The organism is Waterburya agarophytonicola KI4 (assembly GCF_020640915.1).
GTDB lineage: Bacteria > Cyanobacteriota > Cyanobacteriia > Cyanobacteriales > Xenococcaceae > Waterburya > Waterburya agarophytonicola.
This window is the reverse complement of sequence record NZ_JADWDC010000042.1, coordinates 1-21973: the sequence shown is the minus strand read 5'-3', so window position 1 is coordinate 21973 and position 21973 is coordinate 1. Positions and strand designations below refer to the sequence as shown.

The window sequence follows — 21973 nt, the reverse complement described above, 5'->3', positions numbered from 1 at the left end:
CAAGGGAGAAAAAATGATTATTGACGATCGCTTTTACGATGTAATTATTGTTGGCACTGGTGCGGGAGGTGGCACGATCGCCCGTAAATTAGCCGATGCGGGTAAGAAGATTTTAGTATTAGAACAGGGTGAATTTACCGCTAAAGAAAGCTCAGAATTAGTTGAAGATGAGTTATTTAAAAAAGAAGACTATCACGCCCCAGAGCAATGGTACGATCGCGGTGGTGAACCATTTTTTCCTCAGACTAAATACTGTGTGGGGGGCAATACTAAAATCTATAGCGGGGTTTTATTACGTCTCAGGGAAAAAGATTTTGAACAAGTACAACACCAAGAAGGCATTTCTCCCGCCTGGGGTTTAACCTATGAGGATTTTGAACCTTATTACACCGCAGCAGAAAAGCTCTATCAGGCTCACGGGAAAGCTGGGGACGATCCTACCGAACCTCCTCGGAGTCAGGATTTCCCCTTGCCTCCAGTCGATCGCATTGAGCAGATTAAAGAATTAGGCGATCGCTTGACGAAATACGGTTTACATCCTGCTTATCTCCCCATTGGTATTGGTGACGAAGGACGTACCGACTCGGAAGATACAGGAGTGAGTCCAGCTATTAAAGCGGGGGGTGATATTACCCTCAAAACTTCGGCAAAAGTAGTTGCTTTACATACTAATCCTACGGGAACAGAAGTAAAAGGAGTTCAAGCAGAGGTAAATGGACAATTTTATCTTTTTATGAGCCATATTGTGGTGCTTTCCTGCGGGGCAATTAATTCTGCTGCCTTACTATTGCGATCGCAAAATGAGAAATATCCCAATGGACTAGCAAATAGTTCCGATTTAGTCGGGCGTAACTTAATGAAACAACTGATGACGGTAATTTTACAACAGTCTCCCAAGCCTAATACTGGTTTGTTTCAGCGTAGTATGCAGATCAATGATTTCTATTGGGGGGACGAGGATTTTCCTTACCCCATGGGACACATTCAAGACTCAGGTGGTATCCTGCAAGACGTGATTTTCTCGGAATCTCCCCCAATTTTATCCATCGCAGCGAAACTAATGCCTGGGTTTGGGTTGAAGAAATTAGCTAAAAACTCCATTGGTTGGTGGTTGCAAACGGAAGATTTACCAGATCCCCAAAATAGAGTCTATGTCGAAGGAGAAAAATTACATCTTGACTATACTCCCAATAACTTAGAAGCTCATGATCGCCTATTGTATCGCTGGCAAGAAGTTCTGAAAGCGACAGATAAAAAATCTCGTGGTATTCATCCCTATGGTAATGCACCTATCCAGGTAGTAGCTCATCAATGTGGTACTTGTCGCTTTGGATCAGATCCCCAGTCTTCCGTACTCGACCTCAACTGTCGTACCCACGATGTTGATAATCTCTATGTGGTTGATAGTAGTTTCTTTCCTTCTAGTGCTGCGGTGAGTCCCATGTTAACCGTCATTGCTAATGCTTTACGGGTGGGGGATAAATTAATTGAGAGATTGAGATAGCTAAAAGATGGGGAATGGCGATCGCTTGGAAGTTTGAAGCAGAAAATCAAGATTGTTAATCGTTGACCTTATTAAGCCGATATCCTATACCGTGAACAGTTTCTATAAAATCTACTGACGCACCTACTTTTCTTAACTTTTGACGCAAGCTTCTAATATGAACTTTGACCGTATCTTCATCAGGAAGAGCTTCCAATGACCAGATACTGTCAATTATTACGGAACGACTGAGAACTCGTCTACCATTTCTTAATAAAAGCTCCAAAATACTATATTCTTTGGGAGTTAAACGTATTGGTTGTTCGGAATAGGTGACTTCATAGCTACTAGGATTCAATCGTAACTTTTCCCATTCTAAAATGGGTGCTACCGAAGTGCTGCCTCTCCGTAATAGGGCGCGAATTCGAGCAAACAATTCCCCTAAGTCTATTGGTTTGATGATATAGTCATCTGCTCCTGCATCTAATCCTGTGATTTTATCGCTAATTGTGTCTAAAGCCGTAATCATCAGGATTGGCATCTGATATCCTTGCGATCGCAATTTTTGACAGAGATCGATCCCATTAAAATCGGGAAGCATCACATCTAACAAAAGTAAATCATAATCAAGGACTTCAAGATAATCTAATGCCGACTCCCCATCATTAGCCACATCAACAACGTATCTTTGGTCAGTAATTGCTTCTGCCAAAGTCTCTGCTAAATTAAAATCATCTTCAATCAGAAGAATTCGCATCAGAATCCGTTTTGTTCAGGGGTAATAGAATGATTAGTTGACTAGTTATAACTTACAAAGAAACTATCTATGTTGTAACTTCACCTCTGGCTGAAGCGCACAGGCTTTTGCCCCATCGCTAAATCCTGGCGTTTCAGTAGCCCTGAATCCAATGCACAAGACAAAGAATCCGAACCTCGATGGAGAGTTACAACCCCACCAATAATTGACAAGTTATAACTTGCATTTTCATCAGCGTCGCCATGCCAACCACAGATACTATTCGTACATTTGAATCTTTTTCCGCTTCTCAAGCCCAAGTGCATACAAGCATGACAGGTTTGAGAGGTATAACGGGGACTAACTGGCAACACCTCGATTCCATTAATCAGTCCTTTGTATTCAAGAAATGTACGAAGCTGGAAAAATGCCCAAGAATTAGAACGTCTTCTTTCAGTTTTACTTCTAGGCTGTTGGTTAGTTCTTTTTCTAATGCCAGTCAAATCTTCAATAGCAATAATACTATTAGATTGTTTGGCACTCAGAACTATGGTTTTACTTATGACATGATTCACATGGCGTTGAAATCTTTTCTCTTTGCCCGACAGCCGTTTCAGCAGTGTGCGACATCTACGTCTGCTACTGCGTGTGCCTTTCGATGCTTTTTTCTGAAGATTAGCGCGTTGTTTAGAATGCTTGTCTCTAACATCGCGAATTTCTTTGCCAGACCATTTGTTGTGGTCGGAAGTAACTGCTATATCAGTACGCCCAAAATCAACCCCGATTACGTTGTCGGAGTCAATCGGCTTCGGTGCTTCATCCTTTACTTGAATATGAATATAGTAGTTACCATCTTTGTGTTTACAAAGTTGTGCGGATGTTGGCTTACTGCCCTTGAGCTTACCAATCTGATAGTTACTGGTAACTATTGGAATATGCTCTCTACCGCCAACGAGGGTCAAGCTAACAGACCAATCTCCCTCGCGAAAAGCAAAAATCCGAGCATCGTAATCAGCCGAAGCTGGCTTAAATTCTTTAACTGGCTTCTTGTCTTTTTTAGCGGTCTTACGATTAGCACCAACCCTCGCGCAAGCCCTAACAGCTAAGTTAGCCGACAAATTATATTCACTTCTAATTGTTTGATAAACCAAAGATTGAATAGTCGTTTTGCTGGTTATAGCTGGCTTAACTTCTTTGTTGGCATAGTTACAAGCAGCAGCAAACATCTCAAGAGTAGTATCAATCTTTTTAACTACTTCTTTAGATGGGTTGAGCTTGCAAACTATTGTTAGTATTGACTTCATACAACAAGTTATATCACACATGAATACCAAAGAATATAAAGCCGTGCTAGAAGCCACGGGGCTTCAGACCCATTATTTCGGTGACGTTGAGACAAAAATCTTTTCCTAGTTGGTAGTCGATCTGGTGGAAAACTTTCCGATTTCTTTCCGTTTTCCTCACCATTTTACTTACTTTTAGCTACTAATCTCATAAAGAATAGGACTTAAATAGTTTGCAGCTATTATTATTCCAATTTTCAAATAAAGTTTAAATAAAGTAATAAATATGGCGATTCCTCTCCTAGAATATTCACCTTCAAGTCAAAATCAGCGAGTTTTGAATTACGAAATCCCTGGCGATGAACAATCTTGGATTTATAATGCAGAAAATCTGCTCTCTAATTCTGAGTTTCAGGGGTTAATTTGGGCTGCATATCGACAAATCTTTAATGAACAGCAGATTTTAGCTAGCAATCGCGAAAAAAGCTTAGAATCACAGCTACGGGCTGGTCAGATTACTGTAAGGGAATTTATTCGTGGTTTATTGCTTTCCGATACTTTTAGAAGACGCAATTACGAACCCAACAGTAATTATCGCTTTGTGGAAATGTGCATTCAGCGGGTTTTAGGACGAAATGTTTATAGCGATCGCGAAAAACTTGCCTGGTCAATTGTGTTAGCAACCAAAGGACTAGCAGGTTTTATTGATGATCTATTAGATAGTGAAGAGTATCTTGATAACTTCGGTGATGATATTGTTCCCTATCAAAGAAGACGTATCTTACCTCAGCGTATTGAAGGCGAAACTCCTTTTGCGAGAATGCCCCGTTATGGAGCAGATTATCGTTCTAAATTAGAGGACATGGGTTATTTTGCCCACCAAGAAGGAGATTATGCTTGGTCTAGTAGTCAACCATACTTGCCCCCCGCACCAGTATTACTGGTTGCTAAAATTTTAACTTTCGCTGGTGCAGGTTTACTCGGTTTATTAACCTTGGCAGTAGCTTTAGCAGCTTTTGGCTGGATTACTATTTAACAATTTTGAGCCAGTATTCAACTAGATTCCTCCCCAGGGCTGTACGTGACTAAACAGTCCTGCTTTTTTTTAGAGATAGTTAGTTTGATATATGCAACTATTATCAATATTGTTCTTAATTATTTTATTACTGTTTTATTATCTGATTTGTCGAGAAATCATTCGTCGTCGCCAAGCAGAAATCAATCTCTGGAAACAAAGCGAGAGAGAAAGATTAATTAATCAAATTGCTCAACAAATTGGCAAATCTTTGAATTTGAATGATGTCTTAAACACAACGGTGACGAAAGTTCGAGAATTTTTAGATTGCGATCGCGTTTTAATTTATCGTATCGGGGAAGATGGGACAGGTAGTGCGATTACCGAAACAGTAATATCTCCCTATCCTCATATTTTGGGACAAATATTTCCCGCAGAAGTTTTTCCGAGAGAATCTCATCAAGCTTATGTTCAGGGTAAAATTCGCACCATTACAAATATTGAAAAGGATGATGTAGAAGAGTGTTTGGTTGACTTTGTCAAACAATTTGGAGTCCAGGCAAAGTTAGTTGTGCCAATAATCCAAGAAACCAGGAATATATCTCAATCTCCAGCATCTCAAGCTGCAAGTCCCTATCTCTGGGGACTACTAATTGCCCACCAATGTAGTAAAACTCGACAATGGCAACCTTTAGAAGTGGAACTAATGAAACAATTAGCCACTCAAGTTGCGATCGCAATCCAACAGTCCGAACTTTATACTCGACTAAAACAACTCAATACCGATTTGGAAAATAGAGTCAAATGCCGTACCCAAGAATTAGCTCAAACTAACCAAGCATTAAAAAATGAAATACTAGAGCGACAACGTACAGAACAGGCTTTAAGACATACTAATCAAACTCTTCAGTCTCTTATTGCAGCTTCTCCTCGGGCTATTTTTACTGTCGATCTAGAGGAACGAGTTAGCATCTGGAATCCTGCTGCGGAAAAGATGTTTGGTTGGCAAGAAGCAGAAATATTTGGTCAACCTAATCCTGTGATCGACACTACCGAAGTTCATCAATATCATGCTATTAAACAAAAAATACTCCAGGGAACTACTCCCCCGAGTTTAGAAATAAGACGACAAAAAAAAGATGGTACAGAAATTGATATCGTTTTTTCGGCTGCACCTTTAACTGATAGCGAGAATCGAGTTAATGGCATTGTGGCGGTAGTGGCGGATATTAGCGAACAAAAGGAACAAGCAGAGCAATTACGTTTATTGCAATCCGTAGTAATCAATACCAACGATGCCGTATTGATCACCGAAGCAGAACCTATTGACGAACCAGGACCGAGAATTATTTATGTCAATGAAGCATTTACCCGCACTACAGGCTATACCCTTAAAGAAGTTATCGGCAAAACCCCCCGTATTCTCCAAGGACCAAAAACTAACCGCCAAGCTTTAGCTAAAGTTAGAGCAGCTCTAGCTACATGGCAACCTATCACTGTAGAGACGATTAATTATCGTAAGGATGGTTCAGAATTTTGGGTCGAGTTTAGTATTGTGGCAGTAGCAAATAAACGAGGTTTATACACTCACTGGATTTCCGTACAGCGAGATATTACCGAACGCAAACGTTTGTCAGAAATAAGTCTGGCATTAGAAAGAGAAAAAGAACTCAGTGCCATTAAAACTCGTTTTTTCTCCATGGCTTCCCACGAATTTCGGACTCCTCTAAGCACTGTGTTAGCAGCAGCACAGCTAATGGAAAATTCTCCTAGTGTTTGGCAAAATCCTCATAAGCGATCGCGCAATCTTAGTAGAATTCAAAATTCGGTCAAAAATATGGTGCAGTTGCTCGACGATATTTTAACTATCAATCGAGCCGAGACAGGCAAATTGGAATTTAATCCCCAACTCATCTGCTTAGAAAAACTGTGTCGTCAATGTGTTGAAGAAATACAGCTTAGTGCAGAAAATAAACATCAGATTACTTTTGATTGTTCTCAACAAAAAGTCAGAGTTAATTTGGATGAAAAATTAATGCGATCTATTATGGCTAATCTATTATCTAATGCCATCAAATATTCGCCTCAAGGAGGAGAAGTCAAAGTTACATTAAAATTTTTGACAGGTGAAGTTCAAATACAAATTACAGACCAAGGTATTGGTATTCCTTCAGATTATTTGAAACAGTTATTTGAGCCTTTTCATCGGGGTCAAAATGTCCGTCGCATTCCTGGTACTGGACTAGGACTACTAATCGTCAAAAAGTTCGTTGATCTTCATCATGGTCAGATTAATTTAACCAGCGAGATAGATGTTGGCACGACAGTAAAAGTTACTTTGCCTCAGAAAAATTGGCATTAGAGTTTGACCTCGACTTTTTCTTATTGAACTTTATTGAACTCTTCATCCCGAACAAAATGATAGCGGTTATAGTCCGTCTGCATCTCTGTAATCATCGCTTTTAATTCTTCTTCCTGATCAGAAATATCCATATTAGCGATCGCATCAAAATCTGTCGTGTAGAAACGAGGAGAGAGTAGAGTTTCTTCGGTAGAAGTTTTGACTGTAGGCTGGGGTGTAGTGGCAACCATCTTAAATATCTATATGACTAATTGGCTATATAAATAGCATACACAAATAAATGTGCTTTATCGGGTAGTTATTATTTTGTAATTTATAGCCTGTCTAATATTTGAAAATGCCGTAGTATTGCATACTGACTGCGATCTTCTGCTATTTAGAGTTTTGTAAACAAAAAATTAAGGCTAGCTATATTGCTATATAGTTATGTATAGAGAAGAGATAAAAACAAGAAACAAGTCAGCCAATGAATAGTCAAACCGCCACCAAATCCACTGTCGCTAGTACATCTAACTTGCCTCCTGCCAATTCACGGGAACAAGTTAAACAGTTTTTACAGCAATTGCAAGATAATATTTGTCAGGGTTTAGAACAGCTAGATGGTCAAGCTAAGTTCATCGAAGACAAGTGGGAGCGGGAAGAAGGGGGAGGTGGACGTTCTCGCGTCATTAAAGATGGGGGAGTCTTTGAACAGGGAGGAGTAAACTTTTCCGAGGTATGGGGAGATAGTCTTCCTCCTTCGATTTTAGTACAGCATCCTGAAGCAGCAGGTCAAGGTTTTTACGCGACGGGAACCTCAATGGTGCTGCATCCCCGCAATCCTTATGTACCAACGGTGCATCTTAATTATCGCTATTTTGAGGCGGGTAACGTCTGGTGGTTTGGCGGTGGAGTAGATTTGACTCCCTACTATGCTTTCACTGAAGATGCGGTACATTTTCATCAAACCATTAAGCAAGCTTGCGACAAGCATCACCCAGAATACTACTCTACTTTTAAACTATGGTGCGATCGCTATTTCTATCTCAAACATCGCCAGGAAGCTAGGGGCATCGGTGGAATCTTCTTTGATTATCAAGACGGCAAAAGTAATCTATACTGCGGTTCCGAAAGCGATAGCCCTGCTGCGGTTCATAGTAATAAAGTCGGTCAGGTAAATCGTAGTTGGTCTGAGATATTTGCCTTTATTCAGAGTTGCGGTAATTCATTCTTGCCAGCCTATGCCCCCATCGTGAAAGCCAGAAAAGATAATGAATATGGAGAAAAAGAAAGAAACTTCCAGCTATATCGACGGGGACGCTATGTAGAGTTCAATTTAGTATACGATCGCGGCACTATTTTTGGTCTACAAACTAACGGACGTACCGAATCAATTCTCATGTCTTTACCTCCCTTAGTGCGTTATGAGTATGGCTATACCCCCGAACCAGGAAGCCCCGAAGCAGAATTAACAGATTTCTTTCTTAAACCTCAAGACTGGGTTAACGCAAAATAATAAAGAAGACAGAAAAAATGAAAATCATGACCAAATCCAAACCTCAAGCAGTACGGTTTAAGCTTTATCATCAGCTAGACGCAACCTACCATCAATTATTAGACGAATTGTCGCAAACCGATCTCACAGATGGCGAAATTGGCAAAATTGCGCAAATATTAATGCTTTCTCGCCAAGAATCACTCAAACGCCTAGTTTCCGAACCTGAAATGGCAGCATATTACAAAGCTTATCCTCAAGATCAATAACAATATATTCTCCTACTTCCCTATTAACATGACAAACAACTTAGCCACCCAACTCAGACAAGGAACACAGAAATCTCATCGCCTGGCAGAAGATACGGCATATATGCAATGTTTTTTGCAAGGTGCGATCGAACAAGAGCCTTTTCGCCAACTATTAAGTAATTTATATTTTGTTTATAGTGTTTTAGAAGAGGAACTATTAAAGCATCGCGACCATATAGTTATTAACTCGATCTATTTTCCCCAACTCAACCGCAAGGAAAATTTAGAAGCAGATTTAGCATATTACTATGGCGATCGCTGGAACGTGGAAATTTCTCCCTCAGAAGCAGCCAGAGATTATGTATCCCGTTTGCATCAAATTTCCGCGACCGAACCGATTCTGCTGGTTGCCCATGCTTATGTTCGCTATTTAGGGGATCTCTCTGGGGGGCAAGGCTTAAAAAACATTATTCGTAACGCCTTCGATTTGCCCGAAGAAGTAGGGACTCGGTTTTATGAATTTGATACTCTACTTTCTATAGGTGCAATAAAAGAATTTAAGTTACAATATCGAGATGCTCTAAACTCTCTCCCCATAGATGAAGAATTAGCTACTGAGATCGTTAATGAAGCTAACTATGCTTTTCGTCTCAACTGTGATTTACTTCACTCTCTAGAACCAGCAGTTCGGGCAAGTATTGGGGAAGATGTATACACAAAAATTCTTAGTCTAGTATAGCTAACAACGATAAATACTATCTTCTGGGAGAAGAATTTCATTAATGAAAGTTGCTGTATTTGGTTCTAAATCCTACGATCGCCTATTTTTAGAAAAAGTCAATCAGAAATACGATCACGATCTCTATTTCATTACCCCAAATTTAGATTTAGTCACGGCAGCTTTAGCCAAGGAATTTCCTGCGATATGCGTTTTCGTTAACGATATCCTCGATCGCCCTGTACTAGAGATTTTAGCTGACCAAGGAGTAAAACTAATTGCCCTGCGATGTGCGGGATATGACAACGTCGATCTAAAAGTAGCTCAAGAATTGGGGCTGAGTGTAGTCAGAGTTCCTGCCTATTCTCCCTATGCTGTTGCAGAACACGCGATCGCTTTAATTCTCACCCTCAATCGCAAGACTCATAAAGCTTATAACCGCGTGCGGGAAGGTAATTTTGCCCTGGAAGGACTCTTAGGTTTCGATCTGCATAACCGTGTGGTTGGTATTATTGGTACGGGGAAAATCGGGCGCATTACAGGTCAAATACTCCACGGTTTTGGCTGTCAGGTACTCGCCTACGATCCCTATCCTGATCGAGAATTTGGCGATCGCTATGGGAACTATGTGGACTTAAAAGACTTGCTTACGGTGTCGGATATTATCAGTCTTCATTGCCCTTTAACTGCTGAAAATCATCATCTAATTGACGATAAGGCGATCGCCCTAATGAAGCCAGGAGTGATGTTGATTAATACTAGTCGTGGTGCTTTGATAGACACCCAAGCAGTTATCAAAGGCTTGAAATCTTCTCAGATCGGCCATTTAGCCTTAGATGTTTACGAACGGGAAAGCAATATGTTTTTTGAAGATTTATCCGCAGAAATTATTCAAGACGATATCTTTCAAAGGCTACTCACCTTCCCTAATGTAATTATTACAGGACACCAGGCATTTTTTACCACCGATGCTTTAGAAAATATTGCCGAAACCACCCTGTCCAACATTGCCCAAATCGAGCAAGGAAAAGTTTGCCCAAATCAAATTAGTATTTAATTTTTACTATTTAGATTTAGCTATCTGATTGTCTGGCAATTCCTTAATGGAAACAAAAGGTGGAACAGAAAGCTGACAAGCATCTATATTTCCTTTGACATAGACATTAAGCAATTCACAATAGCCCCAACGATGTCCTTCCAAATTAAAGTGATGGCAAAAACAGCAGTGATACTTAGATGGATGGTCGGACTTAGTTACATTAGGCATTGTTGTATATTTTTATATTTATATAAAAGACTAGTTCGGGAAACCCTACTTGGAAAATAGTTGTCAACCAAAAAATAGCTTTGCTATATTAGCAATAACCAAGCGGGAGTACTAATCACACTCTAAACAGTGATTTAGTTAAGCTTAGGAAATTTTTCACTAGTTAATTTTATTTATTCAACGGTTTGTTGAGTTGCATATACAACGGAGGAAATTTCGTTATGAAAATTGTGAGCTTTTCACCCTTTGAGCAAATGGATTCTTTACGCAATCAAATTGATCGCGTCTTTAACGAAATGGAGGGAGGGAGTCAAAATTATAATTCTTGGCAACCCCCAGTCGAACTATTAGACCATGATGACAAGTTGATTGTGCGCCTGTCTCTGGCTGGAGTCGATCGCCAAAATATTGATATTGAAGCAAGGAGAAAATCTGTAACCGTTTCTGGAGAACGTCGTGCTTTAGAAACAGAATCATCTCGATATTCATATTCAGAATTTAATTACGGCAAATTCTACCGCCAAATTTCTTTACCCGTGGCAGTAGTTAATACTGAAGTCAAAGCAGATTATACAGACGGTATCTTGACTTTAATATTACCTAAAGTAGAAGAAGCCAAGCAAAAAGTAGTCAAGATTAATCTCGAACAGACGAACCCAGCCAGTTCTTTACCAAAAGCTGATTCTGAAGAGAATCTAGAGTTAGCTTCGGCATAAATAATTTAGAGGAAGTGGGTTTAAAATTCATTTCCTCTAAATTATTGATAAATATTCTGTTAATTCCTGTATTTAATAGTTAGGAGAATTTTTTCATGGCAACTTTAGCCCTACAAACATCTACAGTTAAGCCTTTAGGCGATCGCATTTTTCTCAGAGTTCAAGCAGCAGAAGAAAAGACAGCGGGGGGAATTCTATTACCCGACTCAGCCAAAGAAAAGCCCCAAATTGGTGAAGTAGTTGAGGTTGGAGACGGTAAAAGAAATGATGATGGTAGTCGTACTCCTATCGAAGTAAAAGTAGGGGATAAGGTACTTTACTCAAAATACGCTGGCACAGATATTAAGTTGGGCAGTGAGAACTATGTATTACTGTCAGAAAAAGATATTTTAGCCACCGTAATTTAATCTTCGCACCCATGCAAATATAGTCGTTTATTTTTGAACTTCAATTTTACACATATCTAAGGAGTAAATGAACCATGGCAAAACAACTTCGTTTTAACGATGAAGCACGTAAAGCTTTAGAGCGAGGCATTGATACTTTAGCCGAAGCAGTAGCCGTCACTATTGGACCCAAAGGACGCAATGTAGTTTTAGAGAAAAGCTATGGCGCACCCCAAATTGTCAATGATGGTGTAACCATTGCTAAAGAAATTGAGCTAGAAGACCATATCGAAAATACTGGTGTGGCTTTAATTCGTCAGGCTGCTGCAAAAACTAACGATGCAGCAGGGGATGGCACAACTACCGCCACTGTGCTGGCTCACGCGATGGTGAAAGAAGGATTGCGTAATGTGGCAGCAGGGACAAATCCGATTAACCTAAAACGAGGTATTGATAAGGCTGCTAACTATTTGCTGGATAAAATTAGCGATCGCTCTCGTCCTGTCAATGATTCAAAAGCGATCGCCCAAGTCGGCGCAATTTCCGCAGGTAATGATGAGGAAGTCGGCAAGATGATCGCCGAAGCAATGGAAAAAGTGGGTCAAGAAGGGGTTATCTCTTTAGAAGAAGGTAAGTCCATGACCACAGAATTAGAAATTACCGAGGGGATGCGCTTTGATAAAGGCTACATTTCTCCCTACTTTGCCACCGATACAGAGAGGATGGAGGCAGTATTAGATGAGCCTAGTATCCTCATTACCGATAAAAAAATCTCCTTAATTCAGGATCTCGTACCCATCCTCGAAAAAGTCGCCCGCGCTGGCAAACCCCTATTAATTATCGCTGAAGATATTGAGAAAGAAGCCTTGGCTACTCTAGTAGTTAACAGAATGCGTGGAGTAGTAAACATTGCTGCGGTTAAAGCTCCTGGTTTTGGCGATCGCCGTAAAGCGATGCTGGAAGATATTGCCACCCTCACTGGCGGTAAAGTTATTACTGAAGATGCAGGATTAACCCTCGAAAAAGTCGAGCTAGATTTCTTAGGTAAAGCCCGTCGCGTCACGATTACCAAAGATCATACAACTATAGTGGCAGAGGGTAACGAGTTTGCGGTAAAAGCTCGTTGCGAACAAATTCGCCGTCAGATGTCGGAAACTGACTCTTCCTATGACAAAGAAAAACTGCAAGAGCGTTTAGCCAAACTAGCGGGTGGGGTAGCAGTAATCAAAGTCGGTGCTGCAACCGAAACCGAAATGAAAGACCGTAAGCTACGCTTAGAAGATGCTATCAACGCCACCAAAGCAGCAGTGGAAGAAGGGATTGTCCCTGGAGGCGGTACTACCCTGGTGCACCTTATTCCCGAACTAGAAGCATGGTCGGCAGATAACTTAATGGGCGAAGAATTAATTGGTGCGAGTATTGTTGCCCGCGCCCTAGCTGCACCCCTCAAGCGCATTGCTGATAATGCAGGACAAAACGGATCGGTAATTGCCGAGCGAGTTAGAGAACTAGAGTTTAATGTCGGTTATAACGCTGCGACTGACGAATTTGTCGATCTGTTTGAGGCGGGGGTAGTCGATCCTGCCAAAGTTACCCGCGCAGTGGTGCAAAATGCTGCTTCTATTGCAGGGATGGTCTTGACTACTGAATGTATTGTTTCTGATAAACCAGAACCTAAGTCAGCATCTCCTACTGGCGCAGGTATGGGGGGAGATTTTGATTATTAATCTGATGACAATTTAAATCCCTCTTAAGTTTTTAGCCACAATCTTTGACTAGGTTGTGGCTTTTTTGCATCTAAAATGACGTTTGAAGAACTGCAAGTTATGATTAGCAGGATAATCTTAGTCAAAAGTTCTATAAAACCCCAAGCTTAGTGGATTTTTGTGCCGTATAAATATAACTGATAAAAAAATTCCCAATAAGCAGATTTAAGTGTGCTAAACCACAAATCAAAACAAGGTCAAGAACAAGAATTAGATGCCCTGCTTTTTGTAAATACCAATATACTACTAGATTTTTATAGAATTCGGAAATCAGACATAAGTATGAAGTATCTTCAAGCATTAACCGCTTGTAAAGAGCGATTGATAATAGGCTCTCAAGTTGAAATGGAGTACAAAAAGAACAGGCAAAAAGTTATTATTGAATCTTTGAATCGGTTTTCAAATCCTGACTGGAATAAGCTTTCTACACCAGCTTTAGTCACTGGTTTACAAGCATCGCAACGCGCCAGGAACAAAAATATGGCAACGAAATTATTACGAACACATTATCCGTAATGAAGCAGCACTCAACAAAATTCGCCAATGCCAATACATTATTAATAATCCCTTGTCTTAGGCAATTGACCAATTGCATCCCAATAATCCGTCAAAATAGTAAGGGCGAACGGTGTGCGGACGATGGAAAATAGAAAAATCCCTACCTATAGGGGACATAAAACCGAACCTTTGTTTTAAAGACTTCTTTTATACTTATAACTGTGAGCAAAGAACATAACAGATAACAACAAATGACTCACAGTTTGATTATCAGTCACAATTCAATTCAATCTACCAAGTTTTGGAGGTATTAACCATGTCTTTGATTCGTTGGCAACCTTTCACTGAAATTGACAGCTTGCAAAAGGAAATGAACAGTCTGTTTGATAGTTTAGTTCCGACAACTTCTAATATCAAAAGCGCAGGTTTTGCTCCTGCTGCGGAAATGTCTGAAACTCCAGAAGCAGTACAGCTAAAGCTAGAAATTCCTGGCATGGATGCCAAGGATATTGATATTCAAGTGGCAGCCGAATCTATTTCTATTAGTGGAGAACGCAAATCCGAAACTAAAACCGAAGCAGATGGCATGACTCGCAGTGAATTTCGCTATGGTAGCTTCCGTCGGGTAATTCCTTTACCAGCCAGGGTAAAAAATAATGAAGTGAATGCTGAATATAAAGACGGTATTTTGCACTTAACTTTACCCAAAGCAGAAGCAGAAAAAAACAAAGTCGTCAAAGTCAATCTTAGCTGATTTGATTAAGATACACATCTCGTAGGGGCGGATAGTCATTCGCCCTTAGCAAAAAATTACACAAATTCAGGAGGTGAATGCAAAAGTGCCAGCAACGGATTTTAAAGACTATTACAAAATTCTAGGAGTTAGCAAAAGCGCATCTCCTGAAGAAATTAAAAAAGCCTATCGTAAACTAGCCAGAAAATATCATCCCGATCTCAATCAAGGAGATAAACAAGCCGAACAACGGTTTAAGGAAGTTAACGAAGCCCAAGAAGTGCTGTCCGACCCAGAAAAGCGAGCTAAATACGATCAATACGGTCAATATTGGCAACAGGCTGCTGCGGGAACACCTCCTGGGGCTGGTATGGGTGCAGACTTTTCTCAATACGCTGGGTTTGATGACTTTATTAACGAACTACTAGGGCGTTTTGGGGGTATGTCTGGCGGAATGGGTACGGGTAGTAAAACCTACAGTTATCGCACTGGCAGCCCTGGAGGTTTTGGCGGTTTCGAGTCTGCTTTTGGCGGTGGATTTTCCAATATGCCTGTTGCCGATAGTGAAGCGGCTATTACTCTGACTTTCTCCGAGGCTTTTCATGGCAGTCAGCAACATCTGCAATTAAATGGAGAAACCATTAAGGTGCGGATTCCCCCAGGGGCAAAACCAGGGACTCGGATTCGTCTCAAAGGTAAAGGACAGCCTAACCCTTATAGTCAACAACGGGGAGATTTATATTTAAAAGTCAGCTTGCAACCCCATCCCATATTTACCCTAGAGGGAAATAATCTTATCTGCGAAGTGCCTATTACCCCAGTAGAGGCAGTATTGGGAACAGAAATTAAAGTCCCCTCTCCTGACGGTAGCGTCACTATGAAAGTACCACCAGGTGTAAATTCAGGACAGTCTCTACGGTTGAAAAATAAAGGTTGGAAATCGGCAAAAAGCGAGCGCGGCGACCAAATCGTTAAGCTCAAAATTGTCACCCCCAAAAACTTGACTACTCAAGAGCGAGAGTATTACGAGAAGCTGCGTCAAGGAAGTAATTTTAATCCTCGTCGTAGTTTGGAAAATACCCGCTTATAAAACGTTATCGACCAGTATTTTTAAAGCGATCGCTTTACCAGAATTAATTCATTAAGATTAAAATAGCAATACCCAATAATTCGGAGCATAAATCATGAGCGTCGAGCAACCTAATCCTAACAACAAAGAAACCGAGATAGTTCGCGTAAGTCCCGAAACGAATGATTTAGTAGAACAAGAAATGGCGGGACAAGATGACAAAATTAAAGCCGAAACAAAAGCTTTGGTAGAAGCAATTAAAACTAGAGCGCAGTCGGAAATTGAAAACGCTCAAACCATTACACAAGATGCCTATCTAAATGCTGTCCGTAGTGCGAGAGAGGCATTAGAGCAGAATCAACTACTTGATCCCAAAAGAATTGAACATTCTGTAACGATGATTCAAAAAGATGTTGAGACAAATTGGCAGAAAACTGTAGATGAGATTGCTAGTTTGGGCGATCGCCTACAAGAAGCTGCCCAGGCAGCCTGGGAAATTTTAATGGGAAATAACAATAACCATACGGGAAAATAGAGCCTCAAATATTTCACTGCTAGTACCGCTTTGCTTAAGTAGTTAGTTTTATCATTGTCTCTCTCTGTATTCGTCTGTTTATTTATCTTTTTTTAAGATTTATTTGAGATCCTCGGCTACAAAATGTTTAAACTGGGGCTGTTGTATTTAGCTCGATAGCCATGCTATTAGATTACAAGCAAATGCCTTCTGTCTCGGCTGTGATGCGTCCCTTTCCTTATTTTGCCGATCCTGAAACCTCAGTATCTCGCATCATAAATATGATGGACGAGCATCAAATTCGTCACCTACCCATTAAGCAGGGCGATCGCCTCGTGGGAATTGTTTCCGAACGAGATTTACGCTGGTTGGGCGTAAGCGTTCACTCCCCCCCTCAAAAAAAAAGTAATTTGCTGCGCTCATATTGCTGTAAGCTAATCAACCCTGGCTCGACTAAGCAAAGAAGATTTAGCTCAAATGAATCGGGATTACTTCCAATCTTTGTCCAAGGAAAGATTGGTAGAAGTAGCAGATAATCTACATCTCTATGCCGTTGAACAATGGGAGAAAAATAATTTAGATTCAAATAATAGTTCTCAACCACCATCTCTGGATAATCCGTTTCAGAATCAAGCAAAATCAGCCAAGTCCTCAAGAACAAGTAGCCTTCAAGAGAAACAGAAAAAGAATTCCATAGCGAAAAGAAAAGCAGGAAAACAGAAAGGTGCAAAGGGGTTTGGGCGCAGTCAAATACTGAAGATAGATGAAATAATCTCTCATTCCCCAAGTCAGTGTAGTGCTTGTAATCAGGCAAAGCTGGTTAATAACTCGACTCCTTCCTTATATGGGACATCACGTTCTGGAACTAGAAACAACCGAAGGAGGATTGAAAATAGTCTGTCAGCTACATCACTACTATCAAGCCAGTTGCAGTTGTGGACATCAATCTCAGTCTCAGCCAGGAGAAGGAATTACTTCGACTGTTAAAGGTCGAACTCGTAACTTGAAACTGACGGAATATGTCTTGGTAGGAAATGCTTTTGCCACTTTCATCGCCAGTCTGGGAGTACGTTATCGATTAAGCAGAAGCAAAATCTTAGAATTTCTCTTTGATTGGTTGGGGATAGAACTTAGTGTTGGGACAATTGACCGTTGTATCAGAGAAGCAGGGATAGCCTGTGAACCAGTAGTCGCTCGCCAAAGCCTGCAAAAGTGCGATCGCCTTCTACAGAACGAGTAACGTATACTTTTCTGGTAGGTGCTTGTTCGTCATATTGGACTCCAGAAATATCTACTCCAATTGATTCTAAGAGTTGAACCAATTGTTCTCCCTGCCGATCTTTGCCCACACGACCAATAAACGCTGAAGGAGTTCCTAGCTTTGCTAAGGCACAGGCAACATTTGCTGGTGCGCCTCCTGGATAGGGAGTCCAAGATGTAACATTCGATATTGTTTTGCCAGTTTGGTCGGCAAGACAATCAAATAATACTTCCCCAAGACAGATAACTTTTGTAGGGCGGTTTGCTGTTTTCATCATATATTTTAGTTCCGTTTAATTGGTATTAGAATTAAAAATCAAAGATAATAGGCAGTTTTAACCTTGTCTATTTTTCCGCTCGGGTAACGGTAACGTTATCTGTTTTGCCATTTTTACATTCTTACTGCTCTTACAGTTCTGAGGTTGAACAAACCATAACCAGCAACAATCAGAAAACAAATTGCTGGGGTAATGTAAGAAAAAGCAGCTCCAAAGGCATCCATTAATGCTCCCTGAACGAGTGGCATAACCGCACCTCCCAAAATTGCCATGACCAATCCAGCAGCACCAAATTTAGTATCTTCCCCCAGACCGTATAGGGCTACACCATAAATGGTGGGGAACATTAGGGACAAACAAGCTGAGATAGACACAACCGCCCAAACCCCAGATATGTCAGGACTGAGTATTGCATAGACACAGAGAATATTGCCCAAGAATGCTAGAGCTGTTAACAAAATAGTTGGTCGAACAAACCCCATTACCCAAGTCATAACAAAACGAGAAGCCAGAAAAACCAGCAGGCTATATTGAAGATATTGCCCTGCATTCGCTTCGCTGCCCCCTATAGCCTCTTGGACGTACTGAATCGTGAATGTCCAAACACAAGTTTGTGCTGCAACGTTAAAAAATTGAGCCACAACTCCCCAACTATAGTGGCGATTGGCAAGGAGTCGTCTTAGAGTAGAACGAAAATTGGTGTTTGGGGCATCCTGTACTTTCGGCTCATTAGACCTGGGAACTTTAATCAAGGCGATCGCTACCCAAATAATTAGTAGCGCAAAAGCCATTCCCACATAGGGAGTCATCACCGCCTTGAGTTCCGCTGCTCGAACGGCAGATAATGCGTCGGGGGACATAGCTGCTCTCTGCGCTGCTGTGGCGGGGTTGAGGTTAGGCAGAATTAAAGTTGCAGCTAGTAAAACACCCAAATTGGTGCCAAGAGGATTAAACGCCTGAGCCAGATTTAGTCTGCGGGTTGCGCTCTTCTCTGGTCCCATCGACATCACAAAGGGATTAGCGGATGTTTCTAAAATCGATAGACCTGCTGCTAAGATAAATAAAGCTGCTAGGAAAAAGCCATAGGTCATCATTAAGCTGGCTGGATAAAATGCAAAAGCACCGATAGTTGCTAAACCAAGACCAGTAAGAACTCCAACTTTATAGGAATATCTTTTACTAATGAATGCAGCAGGTAACGCCAAACAAAAGTAAGCACCGTAGTAACAAGACTGAACCAGAGCAGCTTGAAATGTACTCATGGTGAAAATTTTGCTAAAAACCTTGACTAATGGATCGGTCATATTCGCAGCAACTCCCCAGGCTGCAAAACAAGCGAGCATTAGTACGAAAGTAATTCTCATGTTTGAATAAACAAACTTGGCTTTCGTCGATCGTTGGCGTTCAGATTTTTCAAATTTCATCGTTTTTAGATCGTCTTTTTAAAAACCCAAAACAAGATAAAATTCGCTGGTATTTCCTATTTTGGGTTTTTTGTTTCCTACCTCAACTATTTTCTAATTAACTAGATCCTGTTACTTAAAAGTTTTGTAACATCTCCTTCAACTTCGTATATCGCTAAAAATTAAAGGTGGTACGCAATACTCCTACATACTGGGTGTCATTATCGCTATTGTTTTCTGGATTCAAAACTACCCAAGCACCTGGAGTCACTGAGATATTATCATTAACCTTCATACGATAAAATGCTTCGAGGTGGTAGGCATTATCACCTTCTTCGCGAACATCACTGGAGGTAACATGGGGTGGTATGCCAAAGAGGATTCCTGGTAGATTACCCTCGCCTCCCACATCGGGAAAAGAAAGACCAATTGCCCCATACCAACTATTAGCATTATCGCCTGCGTTAACCAAAAGAGCATCAGTGCCATCCAAACCATCAGAAATAGCACTCAAACCAGAGTTTTCCGCATTTGCCCAGATATAGCCACCCCAACCGTGAATTTGGAAGCGATCGCCCAAGCGATAGAATCCCTGCGCGCCAACAATGTTGTTAGAAGTGGCGATATTATCTCCAAAGGGAGAACTAGCTAAGTCACTACCCGTTCCACCAGTAAGATTAACTCCACCTTCGGGACTGTAACCATGAGAGTATGCCAAACCCGCCCCTCCGCGATCGCCTAAATATACTAAATGCGCCAGGGCATTGTAACCGCCGTTAAATAAACCGTTTCCTGATAAGGGAGAATCGGGATTATCTGCCAAGTAACCGACTGTTAAGGTCAATTCATCAGAAAACTCCCAGTTAGCACCTACACCACCGCCACCTCTACGAAAAATCGGACTATAAGAACCAAACAGTGACGGAACTCCATTTCCGTCATCGGCAATTACGGCAGGAGTGACGGTAGTTGTTATATCGGTGTAGCCAATACCGACTGGACCAACTGCAAAGGAGAGAGAATCACTTACGGGAAAGTAGTAGCGGATATGAGGAACACTAAGCTCATTAACTTTATTATCATCAAAATTAAGGCGGGTCATTCCCGTACCCGTAGCTAAACCAATTTTACTGTTGTTATCTTCATCAAAAAAGTTGCCAAATTGCAGGCGGACTCGTAGCAGATCTTCTCCCGTAAAGCTACTTTCAAAGTTAAGACGACCACGATAGGCAAAGAAGGTTTCGGTGGGATCGCCGTCGCTACCAACTCCATTACCGAAGCTATCAGTAACGGCGGTGATAATTTCAGCCCTAAGTCTGGTCGTAGTAGAAAACTGATTGTCTTCTAAGGTTGCTGTACGTCCCTCTAATTCATCAACTCGTCCCTCCAAGCTAGCTAATTCTGCTTCAAAGTCAGACTGTAATCTTTGTATTGTAGATAAGTCCCCTGACTCGACAGAATTATTAGTAACCAAGTCAGCAATTTGATTGAGACAGGAATTTAAACTGACAGCAAACTCGTAACGAGTCAAAGGGCGATCGCCGCGAAAGGTTGAGTCGGGATAACCAGAGATGCAGCCGTAACGTTGTACTAGCGATTGTAGAGCTTCATAAGCCCAATCTGTCGGTTGTACATCCGATAGTTGTCTGACCGAGGGGACTTGTCCGTACAAGTTGTGGTCGCTCTGTTCTAGTAAATAGCGATCGCCAACAGGTACTGCCGAGGTGGCGGTAGAGATGAACAATAAAATAGGAACGCTGTAGAAAAAACTTTTTAACATTGCTTTAAATCCGATTTGAAACGATGAGAAAATAATGCTGTTGACACAGCACGAACCGATACCAGTGAGCCTGGTAGTGTTTGTAGAGGGGCATGGTGCAGGAAAAAAAAATCTTTAGTATTTTAATTATCAATTGTTCATTGTTAAATACCTACATATGTTCTAGCTCCATGCCGTTGGTTTCCTTGATGAAAAAGATCACGAAGAATAAGGAAATAGCTGCTGCAATCGTGTAAAGACCATAGGCAGTACCCAGTCCAAAATATTGCAGTATTGGTGGAAAGGTAGTAGAAACGGCGAAGTTGGCGACCCATTGCATCGATGCAGCAATGGAAAGAGCAGCCCCGCGAATTTTGTTATTAAACATTTCTCCTAGCAGTACCCAGACTACAGGACCCCAGGAGAATCCAAAGCAAAACACATAAAGATTCGCTGCCAAAAGAGCAGCAATACCAGCAGTTCCGCTCAGAGTGGGACTACCAGCAGCATTTACAGGTGCATTACCAAAAATCACCGCTAATGTTCCCAAGGTTATGGTCATGCCAATCGATCCTAAAACCAGCAAGGGTTTACGACCAAATTTATCGACAAAGGCGATCGCAATCAGGGTCGTAACAATATTTACCGCTCCTGTAATTACCGTAATAGTTAAAGAATCCTGCTCGGAAAAACCAACGGCACGCCACAAAATACTGCTGTAGTAAAAGATGACGTTAATCCCAATAAATTGTTGGAGTAGGGATAAGCCAATACCGACCCAAACGATAGGGAGGAGTCCGCCACTTCTAGTTAAAAGGTCAGAAAACTTAGGTTGACGTTCGCGTAAAACCGTCTGCCGAATTTCTTCGATTTTTTCCCGAACGTTACCTTTTAAAATTTTGGTGAGAACTGTAGTTGCCTCTTGTTCTCGTCCCTGAGCGACTAGGTAAGTACTTAGGCAAAATTAATTACACTAAGAATGAGTGTGTTATTAGTGGGATA

The 21973-nt window shown here is 41.1% G+C and carries 20 protein-coding genes and 5 pseudogenes; 17 read left to right on the top strand and 8 right to left on the bottom strand.

What is annotated here, in order from left to right:
• Nucleotides 1-13 precede the first annotated feature (13 nt).
• Nucleotides 14-1504, top strand: coding sequence for a GMC oxidoreductase (locus tag I4641_RS15570; protein ID WP_229641471.1), 1491 nt, complete (start codon nt 14-16; stop codon nt 1502-1504).
• Nucleotides 1505-1559: 55 nt separating this feature from the next.
• Here the strand turns inward: I4641_RS15570 and I4641_RS15565 are convergent, their stop codons facing one another.
• Both I4641_RS15565 and I4641_RS15560 read right to left on the bottom strand, forming a co-directional pair.
• On the bottom strand, nt 1560-2240 hold the full coding sequence (locus tag I4641_RS15565; RefSeq protein ID WP_229641470.1) for a response regulator transcription factor: 681 nt from the start codon (nt 2238-2240) through the stop codon (nt 1560-1562).
• Nucleotides 2241-2320: 80 nt separating this feature from the next.
• Nucleotides 2321-3523, bottom strand: a complete 1203-nt coding sequence (locus I4641_RS15560) for an RNA-guided endonuclease InsQ/TnpB family protein (RefSeq protein WP_229641469.1) — start codon at nt 3521-3523, stop codon at nt 2321-2323.
• A gap of 265 nt (nt 3524-3788) precedes the next feature.
• Here I4641_RS15560 and I4641_RS15555 point away from each other — a divergent pair, with 265 nt between their 5' ends.
• Together I4641_RS15555 and I4641_RS15550 are read left to right on the top strand one after the other, a co-directional pair.
• Nucleotides 3789-4538 carry a phycobilisome rod-core linker polypeptide gene (locus I4641_RS15555; RefSeq protein WP_229641467.1) on the top strand — a complete coding sequence of 250 codons (750 nt, stop codon included), beginning with the start codon at nt 3789-3791 and terminating at the stop codon, nt 4536-4538.
• Between the two features lie 91 nt (nt 4539-4629).
• Nucleotides 4630-6879, top strand: coding sequence for a sensor histidine kinase (locus I4641_RS15550; RefSeq protein ID WP_229641466.1), 2250 nt, complete (start codon nt 4630-4632; stop codon nt 6877-6879).
• A 29-nt stretch (nt 6880-6908) separates the two neighbouring features.
• On the opposite strand, the pseudogene I4641_RS15545 reads toward I4641_RS15550, so the two are convergent.
• Nucleotides 6909-7109, bottom strand: a pseudogene (locus I4641_RS15545) (magnesium-protoporphyrin IX monomethyl ester (oxidative) cyclase); the annotation flags it as partial.
• Nucleotides 7110-7345: 236 nt separating this feature from the next.
• Here I4641_RS15545 and hemF point away from each other — a divergent pair.
• From hemF to I4641_RS15525, 4 genes are read left to right on the top strand one after another with little or no spacing between them, the layout of a single operon-like run.
• Nucleotides 7346-8374, top strand: coding sequence for an oxygen-dependent coproporphyrinogen oxidase (hemF, locus tag I4641_RS15540; RefSeq protein WP_229641464.1), 1029 nt, complete (start codon nt 7346-7348; stop codon nt 8372-8374).
• Between the two features lie 26 nt (nt 8375-8400).
• Nucleotides 8401-8622: a hypothetical protein gene (locus I4641_RS15535; RefSeq protein ID WP_229641463.1), complete on the top strand. Its 222-nt coding sequence runs from the start codon at nt 8401-8403 to the stop codon at nt 8620-8622.
• A gap of 28 nt (nt 8623-8650) precedes the next feature.
• Nucleotides 8651-9343: a biliverdin-producing heme oxygenase gene (locus I4641_RS15530; RefSeq protein ID WP_229641462.1), complete on the top strand. Its 693-nt coding sequence runs from the start codon at nt 8651-8653 to the stop codon at nt 9341-9343.
• A gap of 43 nt (nt 9344-9386) precedes the next feature.
• A complete protein-coding gene (locus I4641_RS15525; RefSeq protein ID WP_229641461.1) occupies nt 9387-10379 on the top strand; it encodes a 2-hydroxyacid dehydrogenase in 993 nt (330 codons plus the stop codon).
• A 6-nt stretch (nt 10380-10385) separates the two neighbouring features.
• Here I4641_RS15525 and I4641_RS15520 read toward each other — a convergent pair whose 3' ends face one another.
• Entirely contained in the window at nt 10386-10589 is a 204-nt protein-coding gene (locus tag I4641_RS15520; RefSeq protein WP_229641460.1) for a hypothetical protein, read from the bottom strand.
• A gap of 221 nt (nt 10590-10810) precedes the next feature.
• On the opposite strand from I4641_RS15520, the gene I4641_RS15515 reads away from it, so the two are divergent.
• From I4641_RS15515 to I4641_RS15475, 10 genes and pseudogenes are all read left to right on the top strand, one after another.
• Nucleotides 10811-11305, top strand: coding sequence for an Hsp20/alpha crystallin family protein (locus I4641_RS15515; RefSeq protein WP_229641459.1), 495 nt, complete (start codon nt 10811-10813; stop codon nt 11303-11305).
• Nucleotides 11306-11400: 95 nt separating this feature from the next.
• Nucleotides 11401-11712 (top strand): co-chaperone GroES, encoded by a 312-nt coding sequence (gene groES / locus I4641_RS15510; RefSeq protein ID WP_229641458.1) that lies wholly within the window; start codon nt 11401-11403, stop codon nt 11710-11712.
• Between the two features lie 74 nt (nt 11713-11786).
• On the top strand, nt 11787-13418 hold the full coding sequence (groL, locus tag I4641_RS15505; RefSeq protein WP_229641457.1) for a chaperonin GroEL: 1632 nt from the start codon (nt 11787-11789) through the stop codon (nt 13416-13418).
• A 210-nt stretch (nt 13419-13628) separates the two neighbouring features.
• A pseudogene (locus I4641_RS15500) lies at nt 13629-13859 on the top strand (PIN-like domain-containing protein); the annotation flags it as partial.
• A gap of 55 nt (nt 13860-13914) precedes the next feature.
• Nucleotides 13915-14034: pseudogene (locus tag I4641_RS24205) on the top strand (transposase); the annotation flags it as partial.
• A gap of 237 nt (nt 14035-14271) precedes the next feature.
• Complete coding sequence (locus I4641_RS15495; RefSeq protein ID WP_229641455.1) at nt 14272-14709, top strand: Hsp20/alpha crystallin family protein; 438 nt, start codon at nt 14272-14274, stop codon at nt 14707-14709.
• Between the two features lie 85 nt (nt 14710-14794).
• Entirely contained in the window at nt 14795-15778 is a 984-nt protein-coding gene (locus I4641_RS15490) for a DnaJ C-terminal domain-containing protein (protein WP_369426816.1), read from the top strand.
• Nucleotides 15779-15872: 94 nt separating this feature from the next.
• Nucleotides 15873-16292, top strand: coding sequence for a hypothetical protein (locus I4641_RS15485; RefSeq protein ID WP_229641453.1), 420 nt, complete (start codon nt 15873-15875; stop codon nt 16290-16292).
• Nucleotides 16293-16453: 161 nt separating this feature from the next.
• Complete coding sequence (locus I4641_RS15480; protein WP_229641452.1) at nt 16454-16807, top strand: CBS domain-containing protein; 354 nt, start codon at nt 16454-16456, stop codon at nt 16805-16807.
• A gap of 260 nt (nt 16808-17067) precedes the next feature.
• Nucleotides 17068-17511, top strand: coding sequence for a hypothetical protein (locus tag I4641_RS15475; RefSeq protein WP_229641451.1), 444 nt, complete (start codon nt 17068-17070; stop codon nt 17509-17511).
• Here the strand turns inward: I4641_RS15475 and I4641_RS15470 are convergent.
• The 4 genes and pseudogenes from I4641_RS15470 to I4641_RS15455 all read right to left on the bottom strand — a co-directional run.
• Nucleotides 17465-17806, bottom strand: a pseudogene (locus tag I4641_RS15470) (PfkB family carbohydrate kinase); the annotation flags it as partial. The gene I4641_RS15475 and the pseudogene I4641_RS15470 overlap by 47 nt on opposite strands.
• A 116-nt stretch (nt 17807-17922) precedes the next feature.
• On the bottom strand, nt 17923-19233 hold the full coding sequence (fucP, locus tag I4641_RS15465) for an L-fucose:H+ symporter permease (RefSeq protein ID WP_229641448.1): 1311 nt from the start codon (nt 19231-19233) through the stop codon (nt 17923-17925).
• A 154-nt stretch (nt 19234-19387) separates the two neighbouring features.
• Nucleotides 19388-20992: an iron uptake porin gene (locus I4641_RS15460; RefSeq protein WP_229641447.1), complete on the bottom strand. Its 1605-nt coding sequence runs from the start codon at nt 20990-20992 to the stop codon at nt 19388-19390.
• 151 nt (nt 20993-21143) lie between these two features.
• A pseudogene (locus I4641_RS15455) lies at nt 21144-21920 on the bottom strand (MFS transporter); the annotation flags it as partial.
• Nucleotides 21921-21973 lie beyond the last annotated feature (53 nt).

Excerpts from the sequence above, each read along its gene's own strand:
- I4641_RS15535 (WP_229641463.1), top strand. The coding sequence starts at position 8,401 with ATGACCAAATCCAAACCTCAAGCAGTACGGTTTAAGCTTTATCATCAG.
- I4641_RS15480 (WP_229641452.1), top strand. The coding sequence starts at position 16,454 with ATGCTATTAGATTACAAGCAAATGCCTTCTGTCTCGGCTGTGATGCGT.
- I4641_RS15515 (WP_229641459.1), top strand. The coding sequence starts at position 10,811 with ATGAAAATTGTGAGCTTTTCACCCTTTGAGCAAATGGATTCTTTACGC.
- I4641_RS15570 (WP_229641471.1), top strand. The coding sequence starts at position 14 with ATGATTATTGACGATCGCTTTTACGATGTAATTATTGTTGGCACTGGT.
- I4641_RS15495 (WP_229641455.1), top strand. The coding sequence starts at position 14,272 with ATGTCTTTGATTCGTTGGCAACCTTTCACTGAAATTGACAGCTTGCAA.
- I4641_RS15560 (WP_229641469.1), bottom strand. The coding sequence starts at position 3,523 with ATGAAGTCAATACTAACAATAGTTTGCAAGCTCAACCCATCTAAAGAA.
- I4641_RS15525 (WP_229641461.1), top strand. The coding sequence starts at position 9,387 with ATGAAAGTTGCTGTATTTGGTTCTAAATCCTACGATCGCCTATTTTTA.
- I4641_RS15530 (WP_229641462.1), top strand. The coding sequence starts at position 8,651 with ATGACAAACAACTTAGCCACCCAACTCAGACAAGGAACACAGAAATCT.
- groES (WP_229641458.1), top strand. The coding sequence starts at position 11,401 with ATGGCAACTTTAGCCCTACAAACATCTACAGTTAAGCCTTTAGGCGAT.
- fucP (WP_229641448.1), bottom strand. The coding sequence starts at position 19,233 with ATGAAATTTGAAAAATCTGAACGCCAACGATCGACGAAAGCCAAGTTT.
- I4641_RS15550 (WP_229641466.1), top strand. The coding sequence starts at position 4,630 with ATGCAACTATTATCAATATTGTTCTTAATTATTTTATTACTGTTTTAT.
- I4641_RS15520 (WP_229641460.1), bottom strand. The coding sequence starts at position 10,589 with ATGCCTAATGTAACTAAGTCCGACCATCCATCTAAGTATCACTGCTGT.
- hemF (WP_229641464.1), top strand. The coding sequence starts at position 7,346 with ATGAATAGTCAAACCGCCACCAAATCCACTGTCGCTAGTACATCTAAC.
- I4641_RS15555 (WP_229641467.1), top strand. The coding sequence starts at position 3,789 with ATGGCGATTCCTCTCCTAGAATATTCACCTTCAAGTCAAAATCAGCGA.
- I4641_RS15565 (WP_229641470.1), bottom strand. The coding sequence starts at position 2,240 with ATGCGAATTCTTCTGATTGAAGATGATTTTAATTTAGCAGAGACTTTG.
- I4641_RS15485 (WP_229641453.1), top strand. The coding sequence starts at position 15,873 with ATGAGCGTCGAGCAACCTAATCCTAACAACAAAGAAACCGAGATAGTT.
- I4641_RS15460 (WP_229641447.1), bottom strand. The coding sequence starts at position 20,992 with ATGTTAAAAAGTTTTTTCTACAGCGTTCCTATTTTATTGTTCATCTCT.
- groL (WP_229641457.1), top strand. The coding sequence starts at position 11,787 with ATGGCAAAACAACTTCGTTTTAACGATGAAGCACGTAAAGCTTTAGAG.